General features: G+C 73.4%; 14 protein-coding genes and 1 pseudogene. 9 read left to right on the top strand and 6 right to left on the bottom strand.

The window, feature by feature from the left end; translation table 11 throughout:
- Positions 1-35: 35 nt before the first annotated feature.
- Positions 36-656: an HAD family hydrolase gene (locus tag H1A17_RS11585; RefSeq protein WP_194821850.1), complete on the top strand. Its 621-nt coding sequence runs from the start codon at positions 36-38 to the stop codon at positions 654-656.
- Positions 657-688: 32 nt separating this feature from the next.
- Positions 689-1,075, top strand: coding sequence for a cold-shock protein (locus tag H1A17_RS11580; protein WP_088643517.1), 387 nt, complete (start codon positions 689-691; stop codon positions 1,073-1,075).
- On the opposite strand, the gene H1A17_RS11575 is transcribed toward H1A17_RS11580, so the two are convergent.
- On the bottom strand, positions 1,036-1,872 hold the full coding sequence (locus H1A17_RS11575; protein ID WP_194821849.1) for a 1,4-dihydroxy-6-naphthoate synthase: 837 nt from the start codon (positions 1,870-1,872) through the stop codon (positions 1,036-1,038). The genes H1A17_RS11580 and H1A17_RS11575 overlap by 40 nt on opposite strands.
- Positions 1,873-2,679: 807 nt before the next feature.
- Between H1A17_RS11575 and H1A17_RS11570 the strand changes: the two genes are divergently transcribed.
- Positions 2,680-3,594 (top strand): GNAT family N-acetyltransferase, encoded by a 915-nt coding sequence (locus H1A17_RS11570; protein ID WP_194821848.1) that lies wholly within the window; start codon positions 2,680-2,682, stop codon positions 3,592-3,594.
- Positions 3,595-3,697: 103 nt separating this feature from the next.
- Here H1A17_RS11570 and H1A17_RS11565 read toward each other — a convergent pair whose 3' ends face one another.
- Together H1A17_RS11565 and H1A17_RS11560 are read right to left on the bottom strand one after the other, a co-directional pair.
- Positions 3,698-4,348 (bottom strand): futalosine hydrolase, encoded by a 651-nt coding sequence (locus H1A17_RS11565; RefSeq protein WP_194821847.1) that lies wholly within the window; start codon positions 4,346-4,348, stop codon positions 3,698-3,700.
- Positions 4,345-6,033 (bottom strand): MFS transporter, encoded by a 1,689-nt coding sequence (locus H1A17_RS11560; RefSeq protein WP_194821846.1) that lies wholly within the window; start codon positions 6,031-6,033, stop codon positions 4,345-4,347. The genes H1A17_RS11565 and H1A17_RS11560 overlap by 4 nt, the downstream gene beginning before the upstream one ends.
- A gap of 86 nt (positions 6,034-6,119) precedes the next feature.
- Here H1A17_RS11560 and H1A17_RS11555 point away from each other — a divergent pair, with 86 nt between their 5' ends.
- Complete coding sequence (locus H1A17_RS11555) at positions 6,120-6,953, top strand: DUF3027 domain-containing protein (protein ID WP_194821845.1); 834 nt, start codon at positions 6,120-6,122, stop codon at positions 6,951-6,953.
- An 11-nt stretch (positions 6,954-6,964) separates the two neighbouring features.
- Here H1A17_RS11555 and H1A17_RS11550 read toward each other — a convergent pair whose 3' ends face one another.
- Positions 6,965-7,222, bottom strand: a complete 258-nt coding sequence (locus H1A17_RS11550; protein ID WP_145917616.1) for a DUF2530 domain-containing protein — start codon at positions 7,220-7,222, stop codon at positions 6,965-6,967.
- Positions 7,223-7,311: 89 nt separating this feature from the next.
- On the opposite strand from H1A17_RS11550, the gene H1A17_RS11545 reads away from it, so the two are divergent.
- The 5 genes from H1A17_RS11545 to thpR all read left to right on the top strand — a co-directional run bounded on the left by H1A17_RS11545 (position 7,312) and on the right by thpR (position 11,914).
- Complete coding sequence (locus H1A17_RS11545) at positions 7,312-8,790, top strand: NCS2 family permease (protein ID WP_145917617.1); 1,479 nt, start codon at positions 7,312-7,314, stop codon at positions 8,788-8,790.
- 126 nt (positions 8,791-8,916) lie between these two features.
- Positions 8,917-9,366 (top strand): MarR family winged helix-turn-helix transcriptional regulator, encoded by a 450-nt coding sequence (locus tag H1A17_RS11540; RefSeq protein WP_194821844.1) that lies wholly within the window; start codon positions 8,917-8,919, stop codon positions 9,364-9,366.
- 66 nt (positions 9,367-9,432) lie between these two features.
- Entirely contained in the window at positions 9,433-10,737 is a 1,305-nt protein-coding gene (locus H1A17_RS11535; RefSeq protein ID WP_194821843.1) for an MFS transporter, read from the top strand.
- 92 nt (positions 10,738-10,829) lie between these two features.
- Positions 10,830-11,345: a hypothetical protein gene (locus H1A17_RS11530; protein ID WP_375372809.1), complete on the top strand. Its 516-nt coding sequence runs from the start codon at positions 10,830-10,832 to the stop codon at positions 11,343-11,345.
- Entirely contained in the window at positions 11,342-11,914 is a 573-nt protein-coding gene (gene thpR, locus H1A17_RS11525; protein ID WP_145917619.1) for an RNA 2',3'-cyclic phosphodiesterase, read from the top strand. The genes H1A17_RS11530 and thpR overlap by 4 nt, the downstream gene beginning before the upstream one ends.
- 169 nt (positions 11,915-12,083) lie before the next feature.
- Here thpR and H1A17_RS11520 read toward each other — a convergent pair whose 3' ends face one another.
- Positions 12,084-13,070 (bottom strand): aldo/keto reductase, encoded by a 987-nt coding sequence (locus H1A17_RS11520; RefSeq protein ID WP_194821842.1) that lies wholly within the window; start codon positions 13,068-13,070, stop codon positions 12,084-12,086.
- 60 nt (positions 13,071-13,130) lie between these two features.
- A pseudogene (locus H1A17_RS11515) lies at positions 13,131-13,501 on the bottom strand (DUF3071 domain-containing protein); the annotation flags it as partial.

The following is a 13,501-nucleotide window of genomic DNA, read 5'->3' as shown; positions in this document are numbered from 1 at the left end:
CCGGCTCGGGCGACCTGTCCGGGTACCTTCGCAGGATGTCCGCGCTGATGGTCGGGTTCGACCTCGACATGACCCTGATCGACTCCCGTCCCGGCATCGCCGCCGCCTACCGCGCGCTCACCGCCCGTACGGGCGTGCCGGTCGACGCCGAGCTGGCGGTCTCCCGGCTCGGCCCGCCGCTGCGCACCGAACTCGCCCACTGGTTCCCGGCCGAGCAGGTCGAGGAGGCGGTGACGCTCTACCGGGAGCTGTACCCGGCGTACGCGATCACCCCGACGGTGCCGATGCCCGGGGCCCGGGAGGCGGTCGACGCGGTGCACGCGCACGGCGGACGGGTGATGGTCGTCACCTCCAAGATCGGCCGGTTGGCCCGGCTGCACCTGGACCACCTCGGGCTGGCGGTCGACGAGTTGGCCGGCGACCTCTTCGCCGAGCAGAAGGCGACCTCGTTGCGGGAGCACGGTGCCGCGCTCTACGTCGGTGACCACGTGGCGGACATGGTGGCGGCCGGAGCGGCCGGCATCCCGGGCTTGGGCGTGGCCACCGGCCCCTGCCCGGCGGACGACCTGCGCGCGGCCGGCGCACAGGTGGTGCTCGACGACCTCACCGGATTCCCGGCGGCGCTCGACCGGATCATCGGGCTAGCCTTGGAGTAGTAGACGTATCGAGTGAAGCAGGGGTCTCCAAGGTGCCGACGGGGCGAGTGAAGTGGTATGACGCGGCCAAGGGATACGGGTTCGTCACCAGCGACGAGGGTGGCGACGTGTTCCTGCCGAAGGGCGCGCTGCCGGCGGGTGTCACCGACCTCAAGGGTGGGCAACGGGTCGACTTCAGCGTGGTGGACAGCCGGCGCGGCGCCCAGGCGATGGGGGTCAAGCTGCTGGACGCGCCGCCGTCGATGGCCGAGCTGCGCCGTCGGCCGGCCGAGGAACTGCACGGCCTGGTCGAGGACATGATCAAGGTGCTGGAGGCGAAGGTCCAGCCGGATCTGCGCCGGGGCCGGTTCCCCGACAAGAAGACCGCGCAGAAGATCGCTCAGCTGGTCCACGCGGTGGCCCGCGAGCTGGAGGTCTGAGGCACCAGCCCGGCGTCGGCGGCCCGGCCCAGCAGCGCCTCCACGGCGGCGAACCCCGCGTCCCCCAGGTCGGCGGTGAACTCGTTGACATAGAGGTCGATGTGCCGGTCCACCACGTCGGGCTCCATCTCCTGCGCGTGCGCGAGCACGTACTCCCGGCTGGCCGACGGGTCGGCCCACGCCTGGCGTACCGACTCGCGGACCCAGCCGGTGGCGGCCACCGGGTCGACCGCGCCCTTGCGGGCCAGGATCGCCCCGAGCGGGATGGGCAGGCCGGTGTCGGCCTCCCACCATTCGCCCAGGTCCACCAGCGCGGTCAGCCCGTGCCGGTGGTAGGTGAACCGGGCCTCGTGGATCACCAGCCCCGCGTCGTACCGGCCGGCCGCGACGCCCGGCATGATCTCGTGGAACGGGACGATCTCGATCCGGGCCGGCGGCCGTCCGACCGACCAGAGCCGGAACAGCAGGTACGCCGTGGTCCGGTCGCCGGGCACCGCCACCGTGGCCCCGCTCAGGTCGACCCGGTCGGCCTCCCCACGGGTGAGCACGAGCGGGCCGCAGCCACGGCCGAGCGCACCGCCGCAGGGCAGCAGGTGGTAGTCGTCGAGCAGCCAGGGGAGGGCGGCGTAGCTGACCTTCACCAGATCGAAGGCACCCCGTTCGGCAGCGGTGTTGGTGACGTCGACGTCGGCGAAGGTCACCTCGACCGGCGGCGCACCCGGCACCCGGCCGTGCACCAGCGCGTCGAAGACGAACGTGTCGTTGGGGCAGGGCGAGATCGCCAGGGAGAGCGCCACGCCTCCACGGTAGCCCCGCTCCCGACCGTCCTCCCGCCGCGCCCGCCCCGATGTGACCCCGCCCCCTGCCGACGACATTCGTCCCGTCGACGGCCGGCTGTGGCCGGGGCTGCTGTGCCCCGGCCCGGCCCGGCCCGGCGTGACGTAGCCCGACCCGGCGTGGGCGGGGCCGCTGGCCGCATGCTCCCGGCCGTTCCGCAGGGTAGGTCGGGGTCGAGTTCCGGGCAGGCCCGGGCGGGGTGGGGAGTACTCCTACGCGTCCTTTCGATCTGACGGCAGCAGCGATTCAGGAACCGGCTCCCGAGTCTGGGCATCCGACCCGCCGGGTGGTTGGCTTCCCGGTGGCCCGGTGGCCCGGTGGCCCGGTGGCCCGGTGGCCCGGTGGCCCGGTGGCCCGGTGGCCCGGTGGCCCGGTGGCTCGGTGGCCTGGTGGCCCGGTGGCTCGGTGGCCCGGTGGCCTGGTGGCCCGGTGGCTCGGTGGCTCGGTGGCCTGGTGGCCTGGTGGCCCGGTGGCTCGGTGGCTCGGTGGCCTGGTGGCTCGGTGGCTCGGTGGCCTGGTGGCCCGGTGGCTCGGTGGCTCGGTGGCTCGGTGGCCTGGTGGCCCGGTGGCTCGGTGGCTCGGTGGCTCGGTGGCCTGGTGGCCCGGTGGTCGGGTGGCCTGGTGGCCCGGGTGATTCGGTGAGGTCATCAGCTCGAAAGGATGTGACCTCGGTACCCTGTCCCCAGCTCCGGCGGGTTTCCACAGGGTTATCCACAGCCCGGGGTGGGGCTGTTGAAACCGCGCTTACGCAACGGGAGCATGGCGGGGTGACGACGGAGGATCCCCCGCTGGCCGACCTCGGCCGGACGGTCCGGGCGCTGCGCCGTGAGGCCGACCTGAGCCAGCGGGAGCTGGCCCGGCGTTCCGGGGTGCCCCAGGCGACCATTGCCCGGATCGAGTCCGGCAGGGCGACCGACCCACGGTTCCACACGGTCGAGCGCCTGGTGCGGGCGGTCGGTGGGACTCTGACGGTCGCACTGCCGGCCGGGCCTGCGTCGTCGGTGGCCCCGGCCACAGCTCCGACCGCGGTGTCGGCCGCCGAGGTGACCTGTGCGCTGCCGCCGGTCCCGCACGACGAACTGCGGGACACCGCCGGGCGGCGCTATCCGGCCCACCTCGACGTCTGGCCGGTGCGGGAGCCGAAGGACTGGCCGGGTGCCTGGTGGGCGGACTGGTACAACCTGCCGCCCCCGCTGTGGCCGCTGCGGTTGCCGCCGGCGGCGTACGAACGGAATCGGGGCCACCGGGACCGGCGGCGGGCGGCGGATCGGGTCCGTCGGGACGTCAGGGTCCGGTGGGTGGAGGGTGACGGGCGGCCTGCGACGGCCTGGCGGTTCGTGGCCGAGCTGCCTGACGGCACCCTTTTGGGGGAGTTGCGCGCCCACGAGCGTGACCTGCACCTGGTTTATGGGGACGACTGGGACTGGCCGCGTGAACTCGTACTCGACGGGGTGCTGGTCGCGGCCGGGCACCGCCGGATCGGCATCGGTGACCGGTTGGTGGCGGCCATGGCTCAGCGGATGGACGACAGGGGCATCGGCCTGGTCCGCACGGTGGTCGAGGAGCACATCGCCATCCGCTTCCTGTCGGCCTGCGGTTTCCGGGTCGCGTCCGCTCGTCCCCTCGCTATGACCCTGAAACGCCCGGCCGGCCCTGCGCCCCGGCCACCCCGACCGCCGTAGCCGCCCGGCCGCCCTACCGGAGTAAGCGCCCGGCCGTCGACCGGCGCAAACCGTGGCGGCCAACCCGCTGTGCGTCCGCTGGCACGGGGCTGTCGGGTGCCTCTCAGGACAGCGCGTGGGCCGCCTCGGTCAGGGCGGCGAACGCCTCCCGCATCCGCCAGCCGTCGCGGTCCCGGGGGCCGACCGGGTTCGAGACGGTACGCAGCTCGGCGAAGGGGATGCCGGCCTGGGCGGCGGCGACCGCCACCGCGTACCCCTCCATGGCCTCGGCCACCGCGTCAGGGTGCCGGTCGGCCAGGGCGGTGGTGCTCGCGGCTGTGCCGGTGACCGTGCTGACCGTCAGCACCGCCCCGACGACCGCCTGCGGGAGGGCGGCGCGCAGCGCGCCCAGCAGCGCCGGGTCGACGTCGATGGTGGGGCCGCCACCGAGCAGTTCCGGGGGCATGCCCAGTTCGTCGACGGGGATGAAGCCCGCCGGGGACTCGGCGCCGAGGTCCGCGGCGACGCTGCGGGAGGCGAGCACCGTAGCGCCGACCGGGGCGCGGCCGGCGAAACCGCCGGCGATCCCGGCGCTGACCACCGCCCGGTACGGGCGGCCGGCGGCCTCGGCCAGGGCCAGCATCCGGGCCGTGGTGGCACCGGCCACGGCCGGGCCCACGCCGATCGCCCGGACGGTCACCGTCGGATCGGTCAGCCCCGCCCGGACGGCCTCCGCCTCGGCCGGTACGGCGGTCAGCACCAGCAGGCCCGTCACGACACCGACCCCGGCGACTGCCGTCGCTGGTCGTCGTCGGCACCGCTGCCGCTGCCCGGGACGGCCGAGGACGGCCGGTAGATGTGGTAGCCGGGTGGGGCCAGCCCGTCGTCGGAACGCCCGGAGTCGCCCGCCCCGCTCGGTGCCGGTGAGGTCGGTGCGGCGCGGGCCGCCGCCTCGGCCGCCGCGTCATCGGCGGCCCCGCCCGTACCGTCGGTCGGGTCGGCGGGGTCGCGGCGGGCGCGACGGGCCGCGGCGTCGGCGGCGTCGGCCTGGTCCTGGGCGGCCAGTTCCTCGTCGGTGAGCGGCCGGCCGAGCAGCCGCTGGGCGCGGAGCCGACCGGCGACGACGACTCCCCGGACGGCGGCGAGGACACCCACCCCGGCGGCGACCGCGATGCCGATCCGACCCTCGAACGGGACGAGGCCGAGCCCACCCCCGGCGACGAAGGCGAGCATCAGGACGGTTTCCGAGTGGGCGAAGGAGCTGGCCCGCAGCCGTTCGGGAATCCGTTCCTGGATCGAGGCGTCGACGGCGAGTTTGGCGATCCCGCTGGACAGGGCGGCGACCAGGCAGAACAGCGCCACCATCGGCAGCGAGAACTTCAACACGGTCAGGATGCCCACCCCGGCCACGATGATCATCGTGCTGGACTGGATCGCCGCCGGCCGGTGGATGCGCAGCCGGGTGCCGACTGCGGTGGCCAGGAAACCACCGACCGCCAGCGCCCCGCCGATCATGCCCAGCGCCGCCTGGTCGTTGAGTTCCCGGCCGAACAGGTCGTTGGTCAGGTCCCCCTTCTTCAGCGCGAACGCCAGGAAGAGCAGGAGGAACCCGTAGAGCGCGCGGAGCCCCGCCGCCCCGATCAGGGTGGCGATCACCAGCCGGCCCGCCGGTCGCCCCCGACCCAGCGGACGGTCGCCCTTGCGGCGCAGCGCCCGCAGTGGTCGGGGCACCCGCTCGGGCGGCTCGGAGTCCGCCCGGGGCGGCAGCCGCAGCGCGATCACCATGCCGACCAGGAAGATGACCGAGGCGACCCGCAGCGGCCACTGCGGCCCGAACCAGAACGCCGCCAGCCCCAGCGGTGCCACCAGCGCCCCGGCCACCGTGCCGTAGACGCTGGCCCGCGCCCCCACCTGGGACAACCCGAGCCCCTCCGGCAGCAACCGGGGCACGGCGGCGGACCGGGCCACGCCGTACGCCCGGGAGAGTGCCAGCACGCCGAACGCGGCCGGATAGAGCCCGAGGCTGCCGAGGTAGTCGGAGATCAGCCAGGCGAGGAAGGCCCGGCCGAGCATGGTGGTGGCGAGCGCGTACCGGCGGCCGTGCCGGAAATGGTCGAGCAGCGGGCCGACCACGGGGGCCAGCATCGCGAACGGCACCATCGTGACCAGCAGGTAGAGCGCGACCTTGCTGCGGGCCTCGCCGAGCGGGACGTCGAAGAAGATGGTCCCCGCCAACCCGATGGCGATCAACGTGTCGCCGGCGCAGGAGACGGCGTGCAGGTCGAACAGGCGGACCATGCCAGCTTCGCCGCCGGCCCCCCGCGCGCGGGCCGAGCCGGCGCGGCGGGTCACCCAGCGCCCGCCGTTGACCGAGCCGCGCAGCAGCAGGCGGGTGGCGCGGATGCCGGTGCCGACGGTCCGTCCCAGTACGGACGACCCGGAGCGGGAGAACAGCGGCATGTGCACCATCCTTGCCCATCTGCTCCAGGTACGCCGCACCACGGGGGAAGACTCACTCGGGGAGTGCCTGTCGGTGCGCGGCGCGCATGGGGAACAATGGTCGGGTGACCAGGCCCGCTCCCGCCCGTGCCGCCCGCCTCGACCAGGTCTGCGCCGCCGCCGTCGAGGTGGCCCGCGACGCCATCACCGAGGTGGAGCCCTCCGACATCGGCGACCACCTGCGGGCCGTCGCCGAGGGCGACCGGGTCGTCACCCACTACTTCGAATGTCTGCTCGGTGGCTACCGGGGCTGGCGCTGGGCGGTGACGGTCACCCGGGTGCCGCGCAGCCGGCAGGTCACCGTCTGTGAGACGGTGCTGCTGCCCGGCTCGGACGCGCTGCTCGCGCCGGGCTGGCTGCCCTGGCAGGAACGTCTCCAGCCGGGTGACCTCGGCCCCGGTGACCTGCTGCCCACCCCGTCGGACGACGACCGGCTCGCCCCCGGCTACCTGCTCTCCGACGACCCGGCGGTCGAGGAGACCTCCTGGGAGTTGGGCCTGGGCCGCCCACGGGTGCTGTCCCGGGAGGGTCGCGCCGAGGCGGCCCAACGCTGGTACGACGGTGACCACGGCCCGTCGGCGGCGATCTCCACCGCCGCCCCCGCGTCGGCCCGCTGCGGCACCTGCGGCTTCTACCTGCCGCTGGCCGGCGCGCTCCGGCTGGCGTTCGGGGCCTGCGGCAACTTCTACGCCCCCGACGATGGTCGGGTGGTCAGCGCCGACCACGGCTGCGGCGCGCACTCGGAGACCCTGGTGGAGACCCCCGAGCCGGCGATCGACGAGCTTCCGACGGTGTACGACGACAGCGCGGTCGAGTCGATGACGGTGGACGGCGCGTCCGCAGCCGACGAGCCCGCGGTGGAGTCGACCGACCCCGCCTGACCACCGACCGGTCAGCCCCGGGGGGCGGATTCCCGACGGCGGCGGCGGTGGGCGTCGTGCCGCATCATCGTGGCCAGACCGGGAAAGCCCCACAGGAAACCGGCCAGGCAGGTCCAGAGCCAGTCCTGGTGGCCGTGTTCGGTGAGCCAGTCACGGAAGAAGACCAGCAGGAACAGGCCGGCCACCGCCCAGGCGATCAGCCCGGCCACCGCGAACGGGACCATCGGCGGGTCGAGTGGCTCGGGTCGGGGTGGTTGCTCCTGCGGCACGGGCAGAAGCGTACCGCGAAGCACCTTCCCGGCCCGCCGCTGATCTGGGACGATGCGCGCGACAACGGTAGATCACCTGCGAGGACCTGATGGCCATTGCGCCGCCGGACAACGGCATTCCCCCTGATCCCGCCCACCCGCGGAACGGTTTCGACCGGTTCTTCGAGATCTCCGCCCGTGGCTCGACGATGAGCCGCGAGGTACGGGGTGGCCTGGCGACCTTCTTCACGATGGCGTACATCGTGGTGCTGAACCCGCTGATCCTGGGCGGTGCCGCCGACGGTGACGACCAGAAGCTCTCCATTCCCGCGCTGGCCGCCGCGACCGCGCTGGTGGCCGGCCTGATGACGATCCTGATGGGGGTCGTCGGGCGGTTCCCGATGGCGCTGGCCGCCGGTCTGGGCGTGAACGCGCTGGTCGCGTTCGAGATCGCCCCGCAGATGACCTGGGCGGACGCGATGGGGCTGGTGGTGATCGAGGGTGTGCTCATCGCGATCCTCGTGCTCACCGGCCTGCGTACGGCGGTGTTCCGTTCGGTCCCGACGCAGCTCAAGACCGCGATCGGGGTGGGCATCGGGTTGTTCCTGACCATCATCGGGCTGGTCGACGCCGGTTTCGTCAGGCGGGTGCCGGACGCGGCGAACAGCACCGTGCCGGTGGGCCTCGGCATCAACGGCAAGATCGTCAGTTGGCCGATGCTGGTCTTCGTGGTCGGCCTGCTGGTGACGTTGGTGCTGGTGGTACGCCGGGTCCGGGGCGCCATCCTGATCGGCATCCTGGCCTCGACCGTGTTGGCGATCATCGTGGAGGCGGTCGCCAAGGTGGGGCCGTCCTTCGTCGACGACAAGCCGAACCCGCACGGCTGGTCGTTGAACGTGCCGAAACTGCCCGAACGGATCGTCGACATCCCCGACCTGTCGCTGCTCGGCAACTTCAACGTGCTGGGCTCGTGGAGCCGGGCGGGCTGGCTGATCCCGCTGATGTTCATCTTCACCCTGTTGATCACGGACTTCTTCGACACGATGGGCACGATGGTCGCGATCGGCCAGGAGGGGGGCATGCTCGACGAGCAGGGCACCCCGCCCCGGGCGAAGGAGATCCTGCTGGTCGACTCGATCGCCGCGGCGGCGGGTGGCGCGGCGAGCGTCTCCAGCAACACGTCGTACATCGAGAGTGCCTCGGGGGTCGCGGAGGGTGCCCGGACCGGGGTGGCCAACCTGGTCACCGGCGCGCTGTTCCTGCTGGCGATGTTCCTGTCGCCGCTGGCGACGGTGGTGCCGTTCGAGGCGGCCTCGACGGCGCTGGTGGTGGTGGGCTTCCTGATGATGACCGCGGTGCGGACCATCGACTGGACCGACTACGAGATCGCGATCCCGGCGTTCCTCACCATCACCCTGATGCCGTTCACCTACTCGATCTCCAACGGCATCGGCGCGGGCATCATCAGCTACGTGGTGCTCAAGCTGGCCAAGGGCAAGGGGCGGGAGATCCATCCGCTGCTCTACGCGGTGGCGGTGCTGTTCGTGCTGTACTTCCTGCGTGGGCCGATCGAGTCCGCGGTGCTGTAGTCCACCCGTCGGCCTCCGGGCCGGGTGACCCGTCGGGGTTGCCCGGCCCGGGGCGGCGGCATTCCCCCTCGTGAGCATGGTCATATCGCATGTCGTTAGCCAGGCTCATTAGTTAAGCTAACGACTGTGACGGAGCGGACGGTGACGGCGAAACGCGTGCCACCGGCGCAGCTGGCACCCCAGCTGCGTGATGCGATCACCCGACTCAACCGGCGGGTCCGGCAGGCCCGCCCGGTCGGCGACCTGACGGTCACCCAGCTCTCCGCGCTCACCAGCCTCCGGCTGGCGGGTGCGCTGACGCCCCGGGAACTGGCCGACGTCGAACGGGTCCAGCCACCGACGATGACCAAGATCGTCGCGAAGCTGGAGGAGCGCGGCCTGGTGCAGCGCACCCCCCACCCGACCGACGGCCGGCAGGTCATCCTGGCGGCCACCGAGGGAGGCCGGGCCGTGCTCGACCAGTTCGAGCGGGCCCGCAACGAGTGGCTGGCCAGCCGGCTGGCCGCGCTCACGGAGGACGAACGCGACACGCTACGGCGGGCCGCCGACATCCTCCAGCAGCTCGCCCGCGCCTGACGCCCCACCGGGTCCGCGCCGTCCGCCGTCGATGACGCGTACCCGGCCCGAGGAGGCGCACCAAGAGTGCAGGCGAAGCTGAGCACGATGTTCCAGTCCCTACGAGTCCGCAACTACCGACTCTTCGCCACCGGACAGCTGATCAAACTGATCGGCGTCTGGATGATGTTCATCGCCCAGGACTGGCTCGTCCTTGAGCTTTCGGACAACTCCGCCACCGCGCTCGGCGTGGTGACGGCCCTGCAGTTCACCCCGGTGCTGCTGCTCACCCTGCTCTCCGGCCGCCTCGCCGACCGGTACGACAAGCGGATGCTGCTCTTCGTCGCCAACGCCTTCTGGACGGTGCTGGCGCTGGGGATGAGCCTGCTGGTGCTCACCGGCCTGGTCGAGCTGTGGCACGTCTTCGCGTTCGCCGCGCTGCTCGGCACCGCCAACGCGGTGGAGACCCCGGTCCGACAGGCGTTCGTCAGCGAACTCGTCGGCACCACCCTGCTGCCCAACGCGCTCTCGCTCAACGCGGCCGTGTTCAACTCGGCCCGGATCATCGGCCCCGCCGTCGCCGGCCTGGCCATCGCCGCGTTCGACGTCGGCCCGGTCTTCCTGTTCACCGCCGTCAGCTCCATCGCCCCGCTGGCCAACGTGGTCCGGATGCGCCCGGCCGAGCTGTACCGCAAGGAACTCCCCCCGCTCGGCGAGCGGGACTCGGCGAAGGTCGTCGACGGGCTGCGCTACGTCCGCAGCCGCCCCGACCTGCTGCTGCCGATGGTGGTCATGTCGGTGATCGGGATGTCGCTGTTCAACTTCCAGCTCACCCTCGCCGCGCTGGCCAAGACGGTCTTCCACACCGGGGCCGCCTCGTTCGGCCTGTTCAGCACGGCGCTGGCGGTCGGCGCGCTGGTCGGGGCGCTCGCCGGCACCGGCCGGCGCAGCCGCCCCTCGGTCTGGCTGGTGCTCGGCGCGGCCGTCGGCTGCGCGGTCTTCGGCACCCTGGTCGGCCTCGCCCCGGCGTACTGGCTGGTGGTGACCCTGCTCCTGCCGACCGGCTTCTTCATGGTCTTCTTCGCCCAGGCCGCCAACCAGCGGGTGCAGCTCGGCACCGACGCCGCTTTCCGGGGTCGGGTGATGGCCCTGTGGGTGCTGGTGTTCCTCGGCACCAACCCGGTCGGCGCGCCGATCATCGGCTGGGTCGCCGAGACCTTCGGCGCCGGGGCGAGCATCTGGATGGGTGGGCTCATCTCCCTGGCCACCGCCCTGCTCGCGCTCACCTGGCAGCTCCGCCGCTCCGGTGCCCGGCTGCGCTTCCGGGTGCTGCCGCTGCCCCGCTTCTACGTGGTGTCCCGCCCCCGGCTGCTCACCCCCAGCGGGCGGTGAGCGGTGCCGTGCCGCCCGGGGGCGGACACGCACAGCGTTCAGATAGCAACAAAGCGGTGGCGCGCGGCCCCGCCGGGCCTTAGCGTCGAGGTGTGGCAGGCGGGAGCGCGCTGACGCTGGTACTGGCGTTCCTCGCCATGGCGTGCGTGCCGTTGGCGTTCGCCCTGGTCTTCTGCTTCGACGAGATCCTCGACCGGGTGGCCTGCGGCTGGGCCGAGTGGCGGGAACGCCGCGGGGAACGCCGTACCATCGCCCGGCTCGACCGGGCCCTCGCCACCGACCCGGTCACCCGCGACCTCGACCTGACCGAGCTGGACCGGGCCGACCGTCGCCCCCTCGAACTCCTCGCCGCCGACCTGCGCCGACTCGGCCGGCACCGGCTCGCCGCCGGCGGCCGTTCGGTGGTCTGGCACAGTTCGGTGATCGAGGCGTACGACGACCGGCTCCGCGCGGCCTGCCGGGCGCTGGGGATCCCCGAGCACCTGGCCGAGCTGACCGGGGTCGACCGGGAGATCGAACGGGTCCGGGTCGAGGGCCTGCTCGCCCGGGCGGGGCTCGTGCTGCCGGCCACCCGCGCCGACCGCCGCCCCCGTGACCGGCGGGCGTGAGACTCTTCGTCGCGGTCTACCCGCCACCGTCCGCCGTCGCCGACCTCACCGCCCGGGTGTCCCGGCTGCGGGTGGGTGCGGCCACCGCCGCCGGCCTCGACGTACGCCTGGCGCAGCCGGCGCACCTGCACGTCACGCTGGCCTTCCTCGGCGAGGTGGCACCCGGTCGACTGCCCGAGGTCCAGGGTGCCCTCGCGGCGGCGGCCGGGACCGCCCGCGCCGGGTGGACCGGTCCGCCCCGGCTGCGGCTGGGCGGCGGGGGCTGCTTCGGGCAGGGACGCTCCACGGTGCTCTGGGTGGACGTGCTGGGGGAGGTGCCGGCGCTGCGTACCCTGGCCCGGCTGATCCGCGCCGAGCTGGACCGGGCCGGCCTGCCGTACGACGGGAAGCCGTTTCGCCCGCACCTGACGGTGGCCCGCCCCGGTGACCGGCTCGCCCCGTCCGAGGTGGAGGCGGACCGGCTCGCCCTCGACGATTACCTCGGCCCCCCGTGGCCGGCCACCGGCCTGGTGCTGGTCCACAGCCGCCCCGGCCCCCACCACACCCACCTGACCACCTGGCCCCTGTGACCGCGCCGCCTGGACGCGCTGCCCCGGCGCGACGGGGGCGACATAGCGGTGACCTGGCGCTCGGACACCGCCACATCGCCCCCGTTGAGTTGATCATCACGAGCCGGGGGCACCCGGCGGGAGCGTCGGCCCGGCGCGATCGAACAGCCCGGTCAGGGCGGCGTCCGGGTCACCAGGCCCAGGCCTCCGGGCCGGGGCCGCCGTTGCCGACCGGCGGGAACAACTCGTCGAGCCGCTGCTCCGTCGCCTCGTCGATCTCCACCGAGAGCGCACCCAGGGTGTTGTCGAGTTGCGCCACCGTACGCGGGCCGATGATCGGGGCGGTCACCCCGGGCCGGGAGAGCAGCCACGCCAACGCCACGTCGGCCGGGTCCCGACCCAGCTCCGCGCAGAACTTCTCGTACGCCTCGATGGCCGGCCGGTGCGCGGCGAGCCCGTCGGCGGCGCGACCGGCGGTACCCCGCGCGGCACCGCCCTCGGCCATCTTGCGCAGCACCCCGGAGAGCAGCCCGCCGTGCAGCGGCGACCACGGGATGACCCCCAGCCCGTAGTGCTGCGCGGCGGGGATCACCTCCAACTCGACGTGCCGGGTGAGCAGGTTGTAGATGGACTGCTCGGCGACCAGGCCGAGGAAGTTGCGTTTCCCGGCGGCGGCCTGGGCCTGGGCGATGTGCCAACCGGCGAAGTTGGACGACCCGACGTAGATCACCTTGCCCTGCGCGACCAGGGTCTCCATCGCCTGCCAGATCTCCTCCCACGGGGTGCTCCGGGAGACGTGGTGCATCTGGTAGAGGTCGATCACGTCGGTCTGGAGCCGACGCAGCGAGTCCTCGCAGGCCCGGACGATGTGCCGGGCACTGAGGCCCTGGTCGTTGGGCCACTCGCCCATCTTGCCGTAGACCTTGGTGGCCAGGACGACCTTGTCCCGCCGGCCCCCGCCCTGGGCGAACCAGCGGCCGATGATCTGCTCGGTGATCCCCTCACCGGTCTGCCAGCCGTACACGTTGGCGGTGTCGAAGAAGTTGATGCCGTGTTCGAGCGCCCGGTCCATGATGGCGAAGCTGTCCGGCTCGGAGGTCTGCGGCCCGAAATTCATCGTGCCGAGGCAGAGCCGGCTCACCGACAGGCCGGTGCGTCCCAGATTCGTGTACTCCATGACCCCACCCTGACACGCGCGGCGGAACGCCGCCGTGCACTGCCCGGGTGGAGCCCCGGGTCAGGAGGACTCGCGGGCCGCCGGGCCACTGCCGAACAGGACGTCGTCCCAGCTTGGGAGGCGCTTACGCGGCTTGCCCGAGGCGTCCGTCGACTCGCCGGCGGCAGCCGCCGCCGCGCCGGTGCGACGCGGCCGGAGCACCGCCAGCGACGGTACGGCCGGGACCTCCTTCGGCGCGTCCGAGTCGTCGTCGAAGGCGGAACCCTGCCCACCGCCGAGCAGCGCGGCGGCCCCACCGCCCACGGCCCGCTGACGGGGGGCGTCGGAGCCGGCCAGGGCAGCCGGGGAACGCGGGTCGAGACCCCGCCCCGAGGTGCCGCCGAGCGGCCGGTCCAGCGAGGCGAGCAGGGCGTCCCGACCGGCCCGGATCG

Origin of the sequence: Micromonospora sp. S-DT3-3-22 (assembly GCF_015354745.1) — a bacterium.
In the GTDB taxonomy this organism is placed as follows: Bacteria; Actinomycetota; Actinomycetes; order Mycobacteriales; family Micromonosporaceae; genus Micromonospora; species Micromonospora wenchangensis.
This window is presented reverse-complemented; position numbering and strand designations above follow the sequence as displayed.